Consider the following 18,578-nt stretch of genomic DNA (forward strand, 5'->3'; position numbering starts at 1 on the left):
CCGCGGGCGCCGAGGCGGGGCTCGCGCCCACCGCCGGGCATATGCACTCGACCCGCCCGCAGTACGGACAGACTGGAACCATGGATGTCATGCCTTGCACTATGCCCTCCTGAAGTCAAGATTCCGTTAGAACCTGATGATTATCGGCTAGCTCACCGTGGACACCTGCTCCGCGCGGGGCGGATACGGTGACCGTGTGACCGAGAGATGGAGCGACACGGACCCGGGGGTACTGAAGCTGCCCTCGGGGCGTCTGGTGCGCGGGCGAGCTCTGCGAAAGCCGCTGCCCGAGGGGCCCGAGCCGATGTTCGCCCTGTACCTCCTCGGCAGGCCCGCACCCCCTGTGCAGTGGGACGCACGCTGGCTGCGCTGGCCTGACTTCCGGCTGCCGTCGGATCGCGAGGAGGCGCGGCGGCTGCTCGGCGAGGCCTGGGCGCGGGCGGCGACGGAGCGCGTCGAGGTCGCGTGCGGCGGCGGTCTCGGCCGGACCGGCACGGCGCTCGCGTGCCTGGCCGTGCTCGACGGCGTCCCCGCGGACGAGGCCGTCGGCTACGTCCGCGCGGGCTATCACCGCCGCGCGGTGGAGACCCCCTGGCAGCGCCGCTTCGTCCGCGCCTTCGGTGCCGGATCCGGTACCGCCTCCTAGGAGCGCGGCGGCCGGTCCCTCGTGAACTCGCCGCCCCCGTACGGCACTTCCGTAGGATTCCCGCAGGGGTATCCCGAAGGAGCGACCCATGGATCTGGAGCTGGCGGCCGGAGAGCTGAAGAACGTGGTCAACCGGCTGCGCCGGGCGCAGGGGCAGATCGCCGGAGTGATCAGAATGATCGAGGAGGGGCGGGACTGCGAGGAGGTGGTCACCCAACTCGCCGCCGCCTCGCGGGCGCTGGACAAGGCCGGGTTCGCCATCATCGCGACGGGGCTCCAGCACTGCCTCGCGGACGAGGACCTCGCCGAGGGCGGGGACAGGGACCGGATGCGGGCCCGCCTGGAGAAGCTGTTCCTGTCCCTGGCCTGAGGGCGCGCGCCCTCCCGGCGCCACCGGGCGCTCCGTGCGGCGCTCACCGTCGTACGCCGACGTCGACGAGCATTCCGGCCGCCACCGCGAGCAGCACGCAGGCGAAGGCCTGCCGCAGCCGGGGCCCGGAGAGCCGGGCCGCGAGGCGCTTGCCGTCCCAGGCGCCGAGGACCGCGGCGCCGGTGAACGGCGCGATCACCGACCAGTCGAGGCCCGCCGTGGTGCTGCCCCGCGTGGCCAGCGAGGCCAGGGAGTTGGCCGCGATGACGAGCAGGCTGGTTCCGGTCGCGGCCCGCATCTCGAAGGCTAGGACGGTGACCAGGGCGGGCACGACGAGGAAGCCGCCGCCCACGCCCAGGAGCCCCGTCAGCGCGCCGAGCGCGGCCCCGGTGCCCACCGCCCGGGCGGGCCGCACCGCACCCGTCCCGCGCGACCCCGCCGACCCCGGCCTGAGCATCCGCAGCGCGGCGAGACCCGCCACGGCGGCGAACGCGCCGGTCAGCACCGGCTGCGGCAGCCGTCCCGCCGCCGCACCCGCCGCGGCGGCGGGCGGGATGCCCGCTCCGGCGAACAGGCCCCCCGCGCGCCAGCGGACATGGCCAGCGCGGGCGTGGGCGTACAGGGCGCTCACCGAGGTGACGGCGACGATCAGCAGGCTCGCGGTCGTCGCGGCGGCCGGGGTGAAGCCGAGCAGATAGATCAGCGCGGGGACCGCGAGGACGCTGCCCCCGCCGCCCAGCGCGCCGAGGGCGAGGCCGACCACGGCTCCGGCGGTCAGGGCGAGCACGAGCGCGCTCATCGACGGTTCCGGGCCCGCGTCAGGAGGAGGCCGGCCGGAGAGGGACGAGGCCCGCCTGCTCGGCGGCGGCGAAGCTGTCGTCGACGACGACCACGTCCCGCCCGGCCGCGTCGAGCAGCGAGGCCCCGATCGTCGCGCGCGTACCGCTGGCGCAGTGCACCCACACCACGCCGTCCGGCACCTCGTGGACGCGGTCGCGCAGTTCGTGGACGGGGATGTGCACGGAGGCCTCGATCCGGCCGGCGCGGCGCTCGGCGGCGCGGCGCACGTCGAGCACCACCACGTCGCCGCGCCCGGCGCGGGCCCTGGCGAGGTCGGCGAAGGTGGCGCACCCGCCGGCCGCGAGGCGCCCGCCGGGACCCACCCAGGAGCGCGGGTCTCCGGTGGCGGCGGAGGCCGGGCGGTCGATGCCGACGCGCACCAGTTCCCGCTGGGCGCGGGCGAGTTGACCGGCCGAGGCGGCGAGCAGCGTGACGGGTCTGTGCCAGGGCAGCAGCCAGGCCAGATAGGTGGCGAGCTTGCCGTCGGCCTCGAAGTTGACGGACCCCGGCACGTGCCCGGCGGCGAAGGCCACGCGGTGGCGCAGGTCCACCACCCACTCGCCCGCGGCGAGGCGCGCGGCGATGCTCGCGGCGGTCGCGGGCTCCGGCGGGGTGAGGTCGACGGGGGCGGGCCCCGCGGCGTTGGCCGGGCCCATGTGCGCGTAGTACGCGGGCACGTCGTCGAGCCCGGCGAGCAGTTCGGTGACGAACGCGTCCACGTCCTTGGTCAGGGCGGCGTTGCCCGCCCGTTCGGCGCCGACGGTGGTCTCCTCGCCCGGCGCGCGGCCGGACGCGCAGAAGCTGCCGAAGCCGTGGGTGGGCAGGAGCCGCACCGCGTCGTCGAGCGCGTCCGCGAGCCGGTGCGCGGACGCGTGCTGGGCGCGGGCCAGGCGCTCGGTGAGCCGTGGCTCGACCAGGTCGGGCCGCCCCACCGCGCCGATCAGGAGCGAGCCGCCGGTGAACGCCGCGACCGCGCTGCCGCCCTCGGTCAGGACGTAGGCCGTGTGGTGCGGGGTGTGGCCGGGGGTGGCGAGGGCCCGTAGCGCCAGGTCCTCGTCGACGGTGACCGCGTCGCCGTCCGCGACGGGGGTGTGCGGGAAGGACACGCCGGCCCCGGCCGGGACCAGATAGCGGGCACCGGTGAGGCGGGCGAGCTCCAGGCCGCCGCTGAGATAGTCGTTGTGGACGTGGGTCTCCGCGACGTACGCGATCCGCACGCCCCGGCGGGCGGCCGCCGCGACGACCTGGTCGACGTCGCGCGGCGGGTCGATCGCGACGGCCGTGCGGGGGCCCGCCGCCAGATAGCTGTGGTTGCCCAGGCCCGGGAACTCCAGGGTGTCGACGGCGAACACGGCGGCTCCTCCCCATGCGGCGGCGGTACGAGGCGAGTACCCAGGGGGGTATTTTCGATTCCGGCCGCCGCACAGGTTGGCGCGGTTCTTACCCCCGCGCGGACGCCCGCCCCGCGCTCACGCGCCCGCGGCCGGGGCCCCGTCGGGCCCGTGCGCGGGCAGGGACCGGGTGAGCTGGTGCGATCTGCGCAGGCGGCCGTCCTCGGTGAACTCGCCGAAGAGGTGCACCTCGGTGGCGGTGGGGCCGCCCTTGCGGGTCCGGGCGTGGATCGTGAGGCGGGCGGCGATCCGGCCGCCGTCGGCGACGGCCTCGTGCACGTCGAACCGCCAGCCGACCAGGTTCTTGCGCACGGGGCGCAGATGGGCCAGGAGGCGGTCGTGGTCGATCGCCACCCCGTCGCTGATCTGCACGACGTCCGGCGTGTAGTGGCGGTCCATGACGGACTCCGGCGCGTCGCCCCGGACCGTGGACTCGGTGAGGGAGGTGAAGAAGTCCGCGATGAACCCTTCGGGGGTGGTGTCGGCGAGTGGCTTCATGACGCTCCTGTCCGCTGGACGGATGCCGGGCGGCCGCGCCGCCGAGCTACGATCTCTGACACCTCTGTAAGATATGAGCGTTCGACAACTCAGACAAGGCTGTAAGAGATGACGCCTTCCACGGAACCGCCCCGGCGCCGTCGCGCCGACGCCGAGCGCAGCAGGACCGCCGTCCTGGACGCGGCGGTGCGCCTGCTGCGCCGGCGGCCTGACGCGGGCATGGCGGCCGTCGCCGAGGCGGCGGGCGTGAGCCGGCAGACCGTCTACGCCCACTTCTCCTCGCGCGACGACCTCCTCGCGGCCGCCGTCGACCGGATCACCGAGGACGCGGTCGCCGCCATGGACGCCGCCGCGCTCGGCGAAGGGCCCGCCGTCCAGGCGCTGTTGAGGTTCCTCGACGCCTCCTGGGCGTCGTTCGAGAACAACGCGTGGCTGCTTCAGGCGCCGTCGGCCGCCGGTTCGGCGGAGCGCGACGACGCCCGCCACGAGCCCGTCACCGAGCGGCTCGTCCGGCTGGTCGAACGGGGCCAGGAGGCGGGCGAGTTCACCCCTGGCCTCGCGCCGCGCTGGCTGGTGGCCATGACGGTCGCCCTCGGGCACGCCGCCGGTGACGAGGTCGCCGCGGGGCGCGTGCCGAGCGCCGCCGCCGGGGCCGCGCTGCGCACGACGGTCCTGCGGGTCCTCGGCGCCACGGAGCCCGGCTAGGGCCTGTCCGAGCCGACGGACGTCACCTCTCCCTGCCGTGACGGGCCTTCGGCTGCTAGAGAAGGGGGCATGACAGATCACGTCGCCGTCATCGGCGCCGGGTTCGCCGGGCTGTGCATGGCCATGCGTCTGACCCGGGCCGGTGTCACCTCGTTCACCGTGTACGAGAAGGCCGACGACCTCGGCGGGGTGTGGCGGGACAACACCTATCCGGGCGCGGGCTGCGACATCCCCTCGCAGCTGTACTCGTACTCCTTCGCGCCGCGCGAGGACTGGACCCGCGCCTACCCCGGGCAGCCGGAGCTGCTGCGCTATCTGCACGACTGCGCCGACGCCCACGGCCTGCGCCCGCGGATCCGCTGCGGCACGGAGATCGTCGCGGCCACGTACGACGAGACGCACCGGCACTGGGAACTGCGCACCGCCGCAGGCCGCGTCCACCGCGCCCGGGTCCTGGTGACGGCCGTCGGCCAGCTGAACAGGCCCCGGTTCCCCGACGTTCCCGGCCGCGAGGACTTCGCGGGCACCGCGTTCCACTCCGCCCGCTGGAACCACCGGCACGACCTGGCCGGAAGGGCCGTCGGGGTGATCGGGACCGGACCGAGCGCGGTCCAGTTCGTGCCGCACGTCGCGCGACAGGCGCGCACCCTGCGGGTGTTCCAGCGCTCGGCGAACTGGGTCATGCCCAAGTGGGACTACCGCTACGGTCCCCTCCACCAGGCCCTGTTCCGCACGGCGCCGGGCCGTCTCGCCTTCCGCGGCGGCTGGTTCGCCTTCTGCGACACCGTGCTGTACTCGGCCGTGCGGGGCGGGCGGCTCGGCGAGGCCGTCGCGTACCTCTGCCGCCGCCAGCTGCGCACGCAGGTGCCGGATCCGGCGCTGCGGGCCAAGCTCACCCCGGACTTCCCCCTCGGCTGCAAGCGCGTCCTCATCTCGGACGACTACCTTCCGGCGCTCGGGCGGGACAACGTCGAGCTGGTCACCGAGCGGGTCACCCGGATCACCCCGCGCGGCGTCGTGACCGCCGACGGCACCGAGCACGCCCTCGACACCCTCATCTACGGCACGGGGTTCACCGCCACCGAGTTCCTCGCGCCCGTGACCGTCACCGGGCGGGGCGGGCGGCTCCTTCGCGAGGAGGCCTGGGCGGACGGGGCGGCCGCCTTCCTCGGCATGACCGTGCCGGGCTTTCCCAACCTCTTCCTCCTCTACGGCCCGAACACCAACCTCGGCAACAACTCCGTGGTCCTCATGATCGAGGCCCAGGTCCGCTACGTCCTCGACTGCCTGGCCGCGCTCGACCGCGACGGCCGGGACGCGTGGGAGGTGTCCCCGGGGGCCTTCGCCGCCTTCCAGGACCACGTCCAGGAGGCCCTGGGCAAGACCGTGTGGCAGGCGGGCTGCGACAGCTGGTACAAGACCTCGACCGGGAGGATCACCAACAACTGGCCCTACCGCGCCGCCCGTTACCGCACCCTCACCCGCCGCTCCGGACGGGCGGCCGCACGCCCGGCGACAGAGGAGTGACGGGGAACCGCTCTCCCTCACCCACCCATTGCTTTTGGCATAGGACAATCCTATGTTTGGCACAGGACAAAGCACGGACGGGCGGTGGAGGTGGTGGGCGTGGGCATCCGCGGGGCGACGGCCGTGGAGATCGCGGACAGCGTGCGGGACCTGATCACGGCCGGAGAGCTGGCGCCCGCGGATCCGCTGCCGCCGGTACGGGCCCTCGCGGCCGACCTCGGCGTGAACCGGAACACGGTGGCGGCGGCGTACCGCCAGCTGGTGGTCGCCGGGGTGGCCGAGACCCACGGGCGCGGCGGGACCGTGGTCGCGGGGACGCCCCAACTGGCCCGCGAGGGCGCCGGGTTCGGCGGCGGCCTCACCGACCTGGCCAGCGGCAACCCCGATCCCCTGCTGCTGCCCGACGTCCTCGCGGCGGCCGGGCGCGGCGGCTACCGGCCGCAGCTGTACGGCGCACCGGCCGTCGACCCCGGCCTCCTGGAGTGGGCGACCGCGCGGTTCGCCGAGGACCTGCCGGACCGGCCGTTCCGGGTCCTGGTGACGAACGGCGCGGCGGACGCCACGGAGCGCCTCCTCAACGCCCACCTCACGCGCGGCGACGCCGTGGCCGTCGAGGACCCGTGCTTCCTCGCAAGCATCGGCACGCTGCGCCTCAACGGCTACCGCACCGCCCCGGTCGCCGTCGACCACGCCGGAATGCGCCCGCAGGCCCTGCGCGCCGCCCTGGAGTCGGGGGCGCGCGCGGTGGTGTGCACCCCTCGCGCCCACAATCCGACCGGAGCGAGCCTGACCGCGGGGCGGGCCGCCGAGCTGCGCGCCGTCCTGGCCGCGCACCCCGGGGTCCTGGTCGTCGAGGACGACCACTTCTCGGCCGTCTCCGCCGTGCCGTACCACCGCGTCACACCGACGGGGACCGCCACCTGGGCGCTGGTGCGCTCGGTGTCGAAGTTCCTCGGCCCGGACCTGCGCCTGGCCCTCGTCGCCGCCGACCGGGAGACCGCCCGGCGTCTGGAGACCCGGCTGAGCGCGGGCACGATGTGGGTGAGCCTGCTGCTCCAGCACACCGCCCGCGAGCTCCTGCGCGACCCGGACGTGCGGGCCCTGCACGACCGGGCGCGCCGCGCCTACGCCGCGCGCTCGGCGCTCCTGACCGGGGAGCTGGCCGCGCACGGCATCGGCGCCCCCGCCGCCCACCGGCCCGACGGCCTGAACGTCTGGGTGGACCTGGACCAGCGGGCCCGGCCCGTCGTCGAGGCCCTCGCCCGCCGCGGCTGGGCGGTGCGCCCCGGCGACCTCTTCGCCGCCGGTCCCGCCGACCGGCAGGCGCTGCGGATCACGACCGCCACGCTCACCGAGCCGCTCGCCCGGCGGTTCGCCGCCGACCTGGCCGCCGTCCTCGACCGCCCGCACGCCGCGTGACCCGCCCCGGGCCCGCATCCTCCGCTCCCGCACACTCTCCGCAGAAGGGACATCCCGTCATGTTCACCGGCCTCAGCGCCTTCCCCCTGACCCCCACCGACGAGTCGGGCATCGACGAGCGGGCCTACGCCCGGCTCGTCGGACGCCTCGCCGCCGCGGGCGTGGACTCGATCGGCGCGCTCGGCTCCACCGGCGGCTACGCCTATCTGTCCCGCGAGGAGCGCGCCCGCGCCACGCGCGTCGCCGTCGAGGCGGCCGGGGACACCCCGGTCCTCGTCGGGATCGGCGCCCTGCGCACCGCGCAGGTCCTGGCGCTCGCCGAGGACGCGCAGAAGGCGGGCGCGGCGGCGGTCCTGCTCGCCCCGATGACGTATCAGCCGCTCGGCGACGACGAGGTGTTCGGGCTCTACGAGGACGTGACGCGCGAGCTGTCCGTGCCGCTGTGCGTGTACGACAACCCGCGCACCACGCACGTGGACTTCAGCGACGAACTCCACGGCCGCATCGCGCGGCTGCCGAACGTCGCCGCCGTCAAGATCCCGCCGGTGCCCGGCGATCCGGCCGCGGCCCGGGAGCGCGTCGCCGCGCTGCGGGCGCTCGTCCCGGACACGGTCTCGCTCGGCGTCAGCGGCGACTGGTCGGCGGCCACCGGCCTGACCGCGGGCTGCGACGTGTGGTACTCGGTCCTCGGCGGCCTGTTCCCCGAAACCGCCCTCGCCCTCACCCGGGCTGCCCGGCAGGGGGACGTGGCCGGAGCCACGGCCCGCTCCGAGCACCTCGCACCGCTGTGGGAGCTGTTCCGGCGCCACGGCGGCCTGCGCGTCATGTCGGCAGCGGCCGCCCACCTGGGCCTGGTGTCCGAGCCGAACCTGCCGAGGCCGCTGCGCGGTCTCGCCGCCGAGGACCGCGACCGGCTGGTCGCCGTCCTCGACGGCCTGGGCCTGCTGTCGTCAGACACCGCGCCGGAAGACCGCGACCGTGCGGGCCGGAACCCGGAAGGTGCCTGAACTCCGCGCGTACGCGGCCGACTTGACCACCGCGTCCGCCCCGCGTGCCTGCACGGGATGCAGGGCGTACGCGGTGCCCTTGAGTCCGGTGACCCGCTGCGTCTGCTCCTGCGGTGTCGCGTTGAAGACCACCACCAGGTCGCCGAGGCGCATGGTGATCACCCCGGGTGTCTCCTCCGCCGTGCCGGACAGCGGGAAGGCCAGCCGCGCCTGGACCTGCTCGCTCGTCGCGAGGGAGAACACGGGCTCCGTGGTGCGCAGCCGCAGCAGGTCGCGGTACGCGGCCGAGGCGCCGCTGATCTCCGCGCAGCCGGGTGCCAGGGCCCGGTCGGCGAGCAGCGGCTTCGCGTAGGGCCACTTGTCCTTGTTGTCGGCGGCCGGAGGCAGGCCGCGGCCGAAGCCGTTGCCGTCGCGGCAGTCCCAGTGGACGGCGTTGAACCAGTCGCCGCTGTCGTAGGAGTTGCGGTCCAGGGACTTGGACCGCAGCAGGTCGCTGCCCGCCTGGGAGAGCTCGGGGCCCTGCGCCAGGGTGGCCGTGGCCATCGCGAGGACCTGGGCGCGGGCCCGGTCCGCGGCGGACGTGGACGGCGGGAGCTTGAAGGCGAGGGCGTCGTACAGCGTCTCGTTGTCGTGGGCGTCGGCGTAGGCGAGGGCGTCGCCGGGGGCGGCCGCGTAGCCCGCGGGAGCCCCGTTGTAGTCGACGTCCGCGCCCTTGACCGCGCGGCCCGCGGAGTCGGTGAAGGAGTACGCCGCCAGATTGCCGGTGAGGCCGACCTTGATGAGGTCCTGGTAGTGCAGGAGGCGGGCCTTCTGCGCGGCCCGGTCGCCGTTGGCCGGCGAGGAGTTCGGGTCGGTGTACAGGCCGCTCGCGAAGCCCTGCACGCGCGGGTCCGCGTCGAAGGGGCCGCCGCCGCGCACGGCGTCACGGGCCCGGTCGGAGAACGTCGCGATGCCCGTGCCCGCCATGTTCTTCTGCGTGGCCTGCACGAAGCGGGCGTCGTCGGCGACCTCGCCGAAGTTCCAGCCCTCCCCGTACAGGACGATCTTCTTGCCGTCGACGCCGTCCTTCGCGACCGTCAGGGCGTCCAGGGCCTTGCGGACGGCGAGGACGTTGGCCTTCGGGTGGTGGCCCATGAGGTCGAAGCGGAAGCCGTCGACCTTGTACGCGCGGGCCCAGGTGACGACGGAGTCGACGACGAGCTTGCCCATCATGGCGTTCTCGGGCGCGGTGTTGGCGCAGCACGTGGACGTGGCGACGGAGCCGTCGGCCAGCAGCCGCTGGTAGTAGCCGGGCACGATCCTGTCGAGCACGGACGTGGGGGCCTGCCCGCCGGCCACGGTGTGGTTGTAGACCACGTCCATCACGGTGCGCAGCCCGGCGTGGTTGAGCCCCTGGACCATCTCGCGGAACTCGACCGTGCGCCCGGGTCCTTCGGGGTCCTCGGCGTAGCTCCCCTCGGGCACCGTGTAGTGCAGCGGGTCGTAGCCCCAGTTGTAGGCGTCCTTCGCGGCGGTCCGCGCCACACAGGCCTGCTGGGTCTCGGAGTCGGGCGCGGCGGCGGGCAGGTCGCAGCCGGGGGCCGCCTGGTCACCGCGGCGCTCGGGGACCGTGCCGAAGTCGAAGACGGGCAGCAGATGGACGTACGACGTCCCGGCGCGGGCCAGCGCGCGCAGGTGCCGCATCCCGGCGGAGCGGGAGTCGGTGAACGCCCGGTACTTGCCGGGGTGCTTGGCCGTGCGGTCGGCGACGGAGAAGTCCCGCACGTGCAGCTCCTGGATGCGCGCTGAGCGCAGCGGGACGGGGGCCGGTTTGCGCAGGTCCTTCCAGCCCTCGGGCGCGAGCTTCGGGTCGTCCAGGTCGACGGCCAGGGCCTGCCGGGAGTCGGCGGTGAGGGCGGTCGCGTACGGGTCGGTGACCTTGTTCGTGACCACCTCGCGGACGCTGGGCGCCCAGACCTTCACGGCGTACCGGTACGGCTTGCCCGTCCAGCTCTTCGGGCCCGCGGCCGACCACACGCCGGAGGCCGCGTCGCGGCGCATCGGGATGCTGCGGCCGCCGATGTCGAGGCGGACGTCCTGGGCGGTGGGCGCCCACACGGCGAGCCGGGGGCGGCCGCCGGTGAAGACCGGGCCGAGGTCGGCCCTGGTGGCCGCGCGGCTGTAGAGGTCGTCGAGGACGCCCTGGATCTGGACGCCCGTCGCGGCGCGCGCGGTGCCGTCGGCGTCGCGCGTGACGGCGGCGAGCTGCCCGGTGAGGGCCGTACGCACGCGGCCCCGGTCGCGCGGGTCGACGCGGAAGGCGGCGTAGTCCTTCAGGTGCGGGTACGCGGCCCGCTGGGCGGCGGTGAGGCCGCCGGGGACGCGGGCGAGGCGGATCCGGCGGGCCTCGCCGCGCAGGTCGCCGCCGTCCGTGATGAGGCCGCCGTCGCGCGCGTACCGGACCTCGGCGTCCCGGCCCGGTGTGTCCCACGCGACGGTAGAACGGTCTATCCACTGCGCCTTGGACGTCGTGAGGTCGAGGTCCGTCCCGCCGGGCGCCGCGGTCGCGCCGGAGGACAGGGGCACGGCGGCGGCGAGCAGGGCGAGGGCCACGGCCGCCGTCAGCGAGGAGCGGGAGGTCAGCACTTCCTCGCCCCCGTGTGCAGGGCGAGAGCGGTGTTCGGCGCGACGGCGGCCGTGAACCGGCCCGAGCCGTCGACCGTGACGGACCGGCCGCTCTGCACGTCGCAGTAGCCGCCCGCGGGCAGCGAGGTCTGGAAGGTGCGGTTCAGCTCCGCCCCCTCGTGGTTGACGACGACGTACGCCTTGTCGCCCCGGCCGAAGGCGATGGCGTCGTTGCCGTTGTCCCACCAGTCGGTCACCCCCGTGCCCCGCGCGGTGTTGCGCAGCTTGACCATGCCGCGGACCTCGGGCCAGGCGTGCTGGCACTTCCAGCCGTCGCGGTAACAGGCGGCCACCTGGCCGCCGTTGGGCGGGCCCGCGTCGCGGTCGGTGAACTCGTAGCCGGAGTGCACGTCCGGCGATCCGTAGGGCCAGGCCAGCATGAACACGTGCGCCAGGGTGTGGTCGGCGCCGTCCTTGTAGGTGAGCGTGTCGCCGCCGCGCTCGGTGTCGTGGTTGGCGACGAACACGGCCGCCTTGCCGGAGGGCAGGTAGGCCCAGCCCTCGCCGTAGTTCTTCAGGTAGGCGAGCTTCTCGCTCTGGAACACGCGCTTGAGGTCACGGGCGTAGCGGAACTCCTGCACGTCGCCGTTGCCCAGGTACTCGTCCGGCGAGACGGCCTCGCCCGCGCCGTGGATGGCCTCCTGCTTCCAGTACGCGTTCGGGTCGCTGAGGCGCGACTTGATGTCCTTCAGGTCGGCGGCGGCCATGTGCTTGGCCGCGTCCACACGGAAGCCGTCGACGCCCAGGGAGAGCAGGTCGTTCAGGTACGCGGCGATGCGGCCGCGCACGTGGTTCTCGCCGGTGTCCAGGTCGGCGAGGCCGACGAGCTCGCATTCCTGGACGTTGAAGCGGTCCTGGTAGTTGGTGATCTGCGCGGTGCAGTTGTCGAAGTCGGGGCGTGCGTAGACGCCCGGGTAGTCGTACTTCGTGTACGACGAGCCGCCGGTGCCGGTGCCGTTCCCGGCCGCCATGTGGTTGATGACGGTGTCCACGACGACCTTGACGCCCGCGCCGTGGCAGGTGTCGACCATCTTCTTGAAGGCGGCGCGGTCCCCGAGGCGCCCGGCGATCCGGTAGCTGACGGGCTGGTAGGAGGTCCACCACTGCGGGCCCTGGATGTGCTCCTGCGGCGGCGAGACCTGGACGAAGCCGTAGCCGTCGGGGCCCAGTCGGCCGGTGCACTCCTTGGCGACCGCGTCAAACTTCCACTCGAAGAGCACCGCGGTGACGTCCTTGCCGCCGGGCGGGGCCGCCTGGGCCTGCGGGGCGGCGCCCACGACGCCGCCGCCGACGGCCGCGAGGAGCGCCAGGGTCGCGGTGCGTGGCCGTCCGCGGCGCGCGCCGCTGCTCGGGGATGTCACGGGTCCTCCTGGGGGGTTGAAGGTTGTTGCAGAAAACTTGCAACACCGTTTGCGCCGTGACCGTACGGCGCTCAACAACACCGGTCAACCCTTCGGACACACTCCCGTCACCGGGCGGAAACCGCTCAGGCGCGGGGCGCGGCCGCCGTGGAGCCGCGCACGACCAGCTCCGGCTGAAAGACGAACTCCGTACGCTGCACGGGGTTTCCGTCGATCTCCTCCAGGAGGGCGCCGACGGCCGCCGACGCCATCGCCTGCACGGGCTGGCGCACCGTGGTCAGCGGCGGGTCCGTGAAGGCGATGAGCGGCGAGTCGTCGAAGCCGACCACCGACACGTCACCGGGCACCGCGAGCCCCCGCTGACGGGCGGCCCGCACCGCACCGAGCGCCATCATGTCGCTGCCGCACACCACCGCCGTGCAGCCCGCGTCCAGGAGCGCGCTGGCCGCCGCGTGGCCGCCCTCGACAGTGAACAGCGTGTTCCGCACGAGCAGTTCGGCCTCTCCCTGGGCGAGGCCGAAGTGCTCGTGCAGGGCCGCGGTGAAGCCCTCCACCTTGCGGCGCGAGGGCACGTAGCGGCTCGGGCCGATGGCGAGGCCGACGCGCTCGTGGCCCAGCTCCGCCAGATGGCGCACGGCCATCCGTACGGCGGCCCGGTCGTCGGGCGACACGAAGGAGACGGGCACGTGCGGGTTGTAGCCGTTGATGAGCACGAACGGCACGCCCCGGCCCGCCAGTTCGAGGTAGCGCCCGGGGTCGGCCGTGGTGTCGGCGTGCAGCCCGGACAGGAAGACGATGCCGCTGACGCCGCGCGCCTCCAGCTGCTCGACCAGTTCGTCCTCGGTGGCGCCGCCCGGCAGCTGGGTGCAGAGCATGGGCGTGTAGCCGTGCCCGGCGAGCACCTGCTCGACGACCTGCGCGAACGCCGGGAAGATCGGGTTGGTCAGCTCGGGGATGACCAGGCCCACCAGGCCCGCGCTGCGGCGCCTCAGGCGCACCGGGCGCTCGTAGCCGAGCACGTCGAGGGCGGCCAGCACCCGCCGCCGGGTGGCCGCGGCGACGCCCGCCTTGCCGTTGAGGACGCGGCTCGCGGTGGCCTCGCTGACCTCGGCCTGCGCGGCGATGTCCGCGAGCCGCGGGGCGCCGCGGTCCACGTCCCGTGGACCCCGGTCGGCGCCCCGCGGCGCGGAGGTCGTCACACCTCCCACCAGACGGTGGTGTCGGCGGGCAGTTCGACCACGCCGCCGTCCGCCGCCTCCACGTCCGCGCTGGCGAGGAGCACCCGGCCGGGCGCGGGCAGCCGTACGGAGGCGCCCGTGGTGTTGGCGGTGCACACGAACCCCGCGCGGCGGAAGGCGAGCACGCCCTCGGGCGCGTCCAGCCAGTGGAGGGCGTCGCCCGCGCCGAGTTCGGGACGGGCGCGGCGCACCCGCAGGGCCTCGCGGTACAGCTCCAGGGTCGACGCCGGGTCGCCGGTCTGCGCCTGGACGCTCAGCTCGCCCCAGCCCTCGGGCTGCGGCAGCCAGCTGCCGCCCGCGCCGAAGCCGTACGACGAGCCGTCCTTGGTCCACGGCAGGGGCACCCGGCAGCCGTCGCGGAAGCCGTCCTGGCCCTGGGCGCGGTGGAACGACGGGTCCTGGCGCGCCGCGTCGGGCAGGTCGGTGACGTCGGGCAGGCCGAGCTCCTCGCCCTGGTAGAGGTAGGCGGAGCCGGGCAGGGCCAGCATCAGGAGGGTGGCGGCGCGGGCCCGGCGCAGGCCGAGCGCGCGGTCGCCGGGGGTGCGCAGCTGGGTGCCGAGGCCCGGCGGGTTGGCGAACCGGGTGGCGTGCCGGGTGACGTCGTGGTTGGACAGCACCCAGGTGGCCGGGGCGCCGACGGGCCGCATCGCGGCGAGCGAGGAGTCGATGACCGCCCGCAGCTCGGCGGCGTCCCAGTGGGTGCCCAGGTACTGGAAGTTGAAGGCCTGGTGCATTTCGTCGGGGCGCACGTACAGGGCGGTGCGCTCGACGGTGGGGGTCCAGGCCTCGGCGACCATGACCTTGTCGCCCGCGTACTCGGCGAGGACCTGGCGCCAGCTGCGGTAGATCGCGTGGACGCCGTCCTGGTCGAAGAACGGCATGCTGTCGTTGCCGAGGAGCTTGAGCTGGTCGTGGTGGCCGATGTCGGGCAGCCCCGCGGCCTTGACCAGGCCGTGGGCGACGTCGACGCGGAAGCCGTCGACGCCCTTGTCGAGCCAGAAGCGCAGGATGGAGCGGAACTCGTCGCGGACGGCCGGGTGGTCCCAGTTGAAGTCGGGCTGCTCGGGGGCGAACAGGTGGAGGTACCAGGCGCCGTCCTCGGTGCGGGTCCAGGCGGGCCCGCCGAAGACGGACTCCCAGTCGTTGGGCGGCAGTTCGCGGTCGGCGCCCTTGCCCTGCCGGAAGTGGTAGCGCTCCCTGAGCGGGGAGCCGGGGCCCTCCGCGAGGGCGCGCCGGAACCAGTCGTGCCGGTCCGAGGAGTGGTTCGGCACCAGGTCGACGATGACGCGCAGGTCCAGGTCGTGCGCCTCGCGGATCAGGGCGTCGGCGTCGTCCAGGGTGCCGAACATGGGGTCGACGGCCCGGTAGTCGGCGACGTCGTAGCCCGCGTCGGCCTGCGGCGACGCGTAGAACGGGCTGAGCCAGACGGCATCGACACCGAGGTCCTTCAGATAGGGCAGGCGGGCGCGGACGCCCGTGAGGTCGCCCATGCCGTCGCCGTCGCCGTCGGCGAAGCTGCGCGGATAGACCTGGTAGATCACCGCTTCGCGCCACCAGTCCGTACGCGTACCGGAGGTGTGGTCGGCGGCGGGGGCAGCGAGATGCTGGGTCATGTCTTCCCTGAGGAGTGGTGGCGGGTGCTGGGTGTCAGGACTTCGTCGCGCCGGCCGTGAGCCCGGAGACGAGGTGCCGCTGGACGAGGCCGAAGATCACGGCGGCGGGCACGGCCACGATCACGGCGGCGGCCGTCAGCGAACCCCAGTCGCTGGTGTACTGGTTGACGAAGGTCTGGAGGCCGCCCGCGAGGGTGAGGTTCTCCTCGCCGGTCATGAACGCGGAGGCGTAGGCGACCTCGGCCCACCCCGTGATGAAGCTGTAGAAGCCGGTGACGGCCAGGCCGGGCTTGGCGAGCGGCAGGATGAGCCGCCAGAAGGTGCCGAACGGGTTGAGCCCGTCGACGCGTCCCGCCTCGTCGATCTCCACCGGGATGGTGTCGAAGTACCCCTTCATCATCCAGGCGCTGAACGGCACCGCGATGGTCAGGTACGTGAGGACCAGGCCCATGGGCTGGTTCAGCAGCTCAAGGCGCGCGAGCAGGTTGTACAGGGGCACGATGAGCACCGCGACCGGGAACATCTGGGTGATGAGCAGCAGCCACATCAGGGGCCGCATGCCGGGGAACTTGAACCGGCTGACCGCGTACCCGGTGGTCGCGGCGATGAACACGCCGATGACCGTGGTCAGGCCGACGACGAACAGCGAGTTGCCGACCCAGTCGAGGAACTTGGTCTCGTTCAGGACGTGGTCGTAGTTGCCGAAGGTGAAGTCCTTGACCAGGGCGGTCGAGAAGGCCTCGCTCTCCGGTTTGAACGAGGTGACGAGCAGCCACAGCGGCGGGAGCACCGCGATGAGGCCGGCGACCAGCAGGGTGGCGTGCAGCGCGACGGAGGCGAGCGGGCCCCGCTCGCCGCGCGCCCTGACCTTCTTCGGGGTCTCTGACGTCACCACACCTCTCCTTGCTTGCGGAGCGCGCGGCGGTAGACCACCGCGAAGAGCGAAAGGAGCAGCAGGATGAGCACGCCCCAGGCCGCGGACCCGGCGAAGTCGCGCGGGCTGACGACGAACGACAGGCGGTAGGCGTACGTCACCAGGATCTCGGTGGCGTCCCCCGGTCCGCCCCGGGTGAGCAGGAAGATCACCGGGAACATGTTGAAGGTCCAGATGGCGCTGATGAGGACCACGGTGGTGGCGACGGACCGCAGCCCCGGCAGGGTGACGTAGCGGAAGCGCTGCCAGGCGCTCGCGCCGTCCATCTCGGCGGCCTCGTACAGCTCGCCGGGGATGGACTGGAGGCCGCCGAGCATGGCGACGAGCATGAACGGCACGCCGAGCCAGACGTTCACGGCGATCACCGAGAGCTTCGCCCAGGTGGGGTCGTTCAGCCAGGGGATCGCGTCGAGGCCGCCGCCTTCGAGGATCGCGTTGAGCAGGCCCTTCTTCTCGTTGAAGAGCAGCCGCCAGGTGAAGACGGAGACGAAGGCCGGCACCGCCCAGGGCAGGATCAGCGCCATCCGGTAGAAGGAGCGGCCCTTGAGCTTGCGGTTGAGCATGTTCGCGAGGACCAGGCCGATCGCGAACGACAGGGCGACGCAGGACACCGTCCACACCACGGTCCAGGTCAGCCGGTCCCAGAAGACGCCGTCGTCGAGGATCGCCTTGTAGTTGTCCAGGCCGACGGACTCGTAGGTCGCCGGGATGTGGTTGACGCCGATGGTGCGCTCGACGTTCGCCTCGTTGGCGTTCGTCGTCGACAGGTAGATGCCGCGCACCAGGGGGTAGCCGACGATGACGCCGATGACGATCACCACGGGGGCGACCATGGCCCAGGCGTACCAGTACGTGCTCAGCGCCCTGCGCAGGCGTCCGGGGCTCTTTCCCGCGCGGGGGCCCCGGCCGCGGACGCGCCGGGCGTCCGCGGCCGGGGCGACCCGGGGGCCGCTCTCAACAGCCATCGCTACTTGTAGTCCTTGAGGAGCTTGCGGTAGGCGTCGCCGATGCCCTTGGCGCCGTCCTCGGGCGAGGTCTTGCCGCTGAGCACCTTCTGCATCTCCAGGCGGATCGGCTCGAACAGCGAGTTGGCCTCGGGGATCCAGGGGCGCTGGACGGACTTGTCGACGGCGGGCTTGAAGAACTGCACCATCCGGTTGTCCTTGACGGACTTGACGTCGTACACGGAGGTGCGCGTCGGCAGCAGGCTGAGCTTCTCGGTGGTCTGCTGCTGAACCTTCGCGGAGCTCATGTACTTGATGAACTCGTAGGAGGCGTCCAGGTTCTTGGAGCCCGCGTAGGCGGCGAGGTTCCAGCCGCCCTGCGGCGAGGCCTGGCGCGCGCTGCCGCCGGGCACCGGGGCGACGCCGAGATTGGCCGCGCCGGCGGAGCCCTTGAACTGCTTGCCCTGGAGGGCGCCCTCGAGGGACCAGGGGCCGTCGAGGGCCATGGCGACGTCGCCGTCCTTGAAGGCGTTGAGCTGGTTGTTGTAGCCGTCGCTCGCGTCGGTCACGGCGGCCTTGGAGTCGACCAGGTCCTTCATGACCTCGAAGGCCTTGGCGCCCTCGGCGTCGTCGACGGTGATCTCCTTCTTCTTGGTGTCCAGGAGGTCACCGCCCTCGCCGTAGAGGTAGGGCAGATAGAAGTACGGGTCGTCGCCGCGCAGGTAGAGCCCGGTCTTGCCGGACTTCGACTTGATCTTCTTGGCGGCGGACTTCACGTCGTCGAACGTCTTGGGGACCTCGACGCCCGCGGCCTTGAGCATCTTCTTGTTGTAGAAGAGCGCGAGGGTGTCGATGGTCTGCGGGGCCGCGTACGTCTTGCCCTTGAACTTGGTGCTCGCGGCGGCCTGCGGCAGGTAGTCGTCGGGCTTGTCGAGCGCGGCGGTGCCCTCCAGCGGGGCCAGGTAGCCGAGGTTGGCGAAGTCGGCGACCCAGGCGACCTCGGTGCGCATCACGTCGGGAGCGCCGGAGTTGCCGCCCGCGGCGTTCTTGAACTTGGCGTTGGCCTCGCCGAACGGGACGTTGACGTAGTTGACCTCGACGCCCGGGTGCAGGTCCTCGAAGCCCTTGGCGAGCTTCTCGTACGTCGCCTTCTCGGCGTCGTTCGAGGTGTCCCAGAACGTGACGGTGCCGGACAGCTTGCCGCCGCTCTTCTTCCCGCTGTCGCCGTCGTCGCCGCCGCACGCCGCCGCTGTCATCGTCAGGGCGGCGACCACCGCGGTGGCCGCTATGCCACGCCGCATGTGAACTCCTTCAACTGGACCCGGAATGACCCGGGGTGATCCCGGGGGTGACCCGGAACGAGGGGAGGCGAAAGGGGGCGCCTCCTGCTGGCCGCACTCGACGCGGCGCCGGGTTGGCAG

Annotated in this window: 15 protein-coding genes and 1 pseudogene; 6 read left to right on the forward strand and 10 right to left on the reverse strand. The window is 73.4% G+C overall.

Annotated elements, in window-relative coordinates; translation table 11 throughout:
- Positions 1-196: 196 nt before the first annotated feature.
- Together MQV74_RS06620 and MQV74_RS06625 are read left to right on the forward strand one after the other, a co-directional pair.
- Positions 197-646, forward strand: coding sequence for a protein-tyrosine phosphatase family protein (locus MQV74_RS06620; RefSeq protein WP_242715094.1), 450 nt, complete (start codon positions 197-199; stop codon positions 644-646).
- Positions 647-734: 88 nt separating this feature from the next.
- Positions 735-1,016, forward strand: coding sequence for a metal-sensitive transcriptional regulator (locus tag MQV74_RS06625; RefSeq protein ID WP_242715095.1), 282 nt, complete (start codon positions 735-737; stop codon positions 1,014-1,016).
- Between the two features lie 43 nt (positions 1,017-1,059).
- Here MQV74_RS06625 and MQV74_RS06630 read toward each other — a convergent pair whose 3' ends face one another.
- From MQV74_RS06630 to MQV74_RS06640, 3 genes are all read right to left on the reverse strand, one after another.
- Positions 1,060-1,815 (reverse strand): sulfite exporter TauE/SafE family protein, encoded by a 756-nt coding sequence (locus MQV74_RS06630; protein WP_242715096.1) that lies wholly within the window; start codon positions 1,813-1,815, stop codon positions 1,060-1,062.
- A 19-nt stretch (positions 1,816-1,834) separates the two neighbouring features.
- The gene (locus tag MQV74_RS06635; protein WP_242715097.1) at positions 1,835-3,208 is read right to left on the reverse strand and encodes an MBL fold metallo-hydrolase; all 1,374 of its coding nucleotides are present in this window, start codon (positions 3,206-3,208) and stop codon (positions 1,835-1,837) included.
- A gap of 117 nt (positions 3,209-3,325) precedes the next feature.
- Positions 3,326-3,745: a nuclear transport factor 2 family protein gene (locus tag MQV74_RS06640; RefSeq protein WP_242715098.1), complete on the reverse strand. Its 420-nt coding sequence runs from the start codon at positions 3,743-3,745 to the stop codon at positions 3,326-3,328.
- Between the two features lie 108 nt (positions 3,746-3,853).
- Here MQV74_RS06640 and MQV74_RS06645 point away from each other — a divergent pair, with 108 nt between their 5' ends.
- The 4 genes from MQV74_RS06645 (at position 3,854) to MQV74_RS06660 (ending at position 8,403) form a co-directional block, all read left to right on the forward strand.
- Positions 3,854-4,450, forward strand: coding sequence for a TetR/AcrR family transcriptional regulator (locus tag MQV74_RS06645; protein WP_242715099.1), 597 nt, complete (start codon positions 3,854-3,856; stop codon positions 4,448-4,450).
- 69 nt (positions 4,451-4,519) lie between these two features.
- Positions 4,520-5,977 carry a flavin-containing monooxygenase gene (locus MQV74_RS06650; protein ID WP_242715100.1) on the forward strand — a complete coding sequence of 486 codons (1,458 nt, stop codon included), beginning with the start codon at positions 4,520-4,522 and terminating at the stop codon, positions 5,975-5,977.
- A 99-nt stretch (positions 5,978-6,076) separates the two neighbouring features.
- Positions 6,077-7,396: an aminotransferase class I/II-fold pyridoxal phosphate-dependent enzyme gene (locus MQV74_RS06655; protein WP_242715101.1), complete on the forward strand. Its 1,320-nt coding sequence runs from the start codon at positions 6,077-6,079 to the stop codon at positions 7,394-7,396.
- A gap of 59 nt (positions 7,397-7,455) precedes the next feature.
- The gene (locus MQV74_RS06660; protein WP_242715102.1) at positions 7,456-8,403 is read left to right on the forward strand and encodes a dihydrodipicolinate synthase family protein; all 948 of its coding nucleotides are present in this window, start codon (positions 7,456-7,458) and stop codon (positions 8,401-8,403) included.
- Here the strand turns inward: MQV74_RS06660 and pulA are convergent.
- The 7 genes and pseudogenes from pulA to MQV74_RS06695 all read right to left on the reverse strand — a co-directional run bounded on the left by pulA (position 8,347) and on the right by MQV74_RS06695 (position 18,458).
- The gene (gene pulA, locus MQV74_RS06665; RefSeq protein WP_308402246.1) at positions 8,347-11,028 is read right to left on the reverse strand and encodes a pullulanase-type alpha-1,6-glucosidase; all 2,682 of its coding nucleotides are present in this window, start codon (positions 11,026-11,028) and stop codon (positions 8,347-8,349) included. The two genes, MQV74_RS06660 and pulA, sit on opposite strands and share 57 nt — an antisense overlap.
- Positions 11,025-12,428, reverse strand: a pseudogene (locus tag MQV74_RS06670) (alpha-amylase); the annotation flags it as partial. The gene pulA and the pseudogene MQV74_RS06670, both read right to left, overlap by 4 nt.
- Before the next feature lie 125 nt (positions 12,429-12,553).
- Positions 12,554-13,636 carry a LacI family DNA-binding transcriptional regulator gene (locus tag MQV74_RS06675; RefSeq protein ID WP_374120590.1) on the reverse strand — a complete coding sequence of 361 codons (1,083 nt, stop codon included), beginning with the start codon at positions 13,634-13,636 and terminating at the stop codon, positions 12,554-12,556.
- Positions 13,624-15,279, reverse strand: coding sequence for a glycoside hydrolase family 13 protein (locus MQV74_RS06680; protein ID WP_242715104.1), 1,656 nt, complete (start codon positions 15,277-15,279; stop codon positions 13,624-13,626). Before MQV74_RS06680 ends, MQV74_RS06675 begins: the two co-directional genes overlap by 13 nt.
- A gap of 34 nt (positions 15,280-15,313) precedes the next feature.
- A complete protein-coding gene (locus MQV74_RS06685; protein WP_242715105.1) occupies positions 15,314-16,171 on the reverse strand; it encodes a sugar ABC transporter permease in 858 nt (285 codons plus the stop codon).
- The gene (locus MQV74_RS06690) at positions 16,168-17,178 is read right to left on the reverse strand and encodes a carbohydrate ABC transporter permease (RefSeq protein WP_242715106.1); all 1,011 of its coding nucleotides are present in this window, start codon (positions 17,176-17,178) and stop codon (positions 16,168-16,170) included. The genes MQV74_RS06685 and MQV74_RS06690 overlap by 4 nt, the downstream gene beginning before the upstream one ends.
- A 2-nt stretch (positions 17,179-17,180) precedes the next feature.
- Positions 17,181-18,458, reverse strand: coding sequence for an extracellular solute-binding protein (locus MQV74_RS06695; RefSeq protein WP_242715107.1), 1,278 nt, complete (start codon positions 18,456-18,458; stop codon positions 17,181-17,183).
- Positions 18,459-18,578 lie beyond the last annotated feature (120 nt).

It is taken from the genome of Streptomyces sp. AN091965 (assembly GCF_022698285.1).
Taxonomy (GTDB): Bacteria; Actinomycetota; Actinomycetes; order Streptomycetales; family Streptomycetaceae; genus Streptomyces.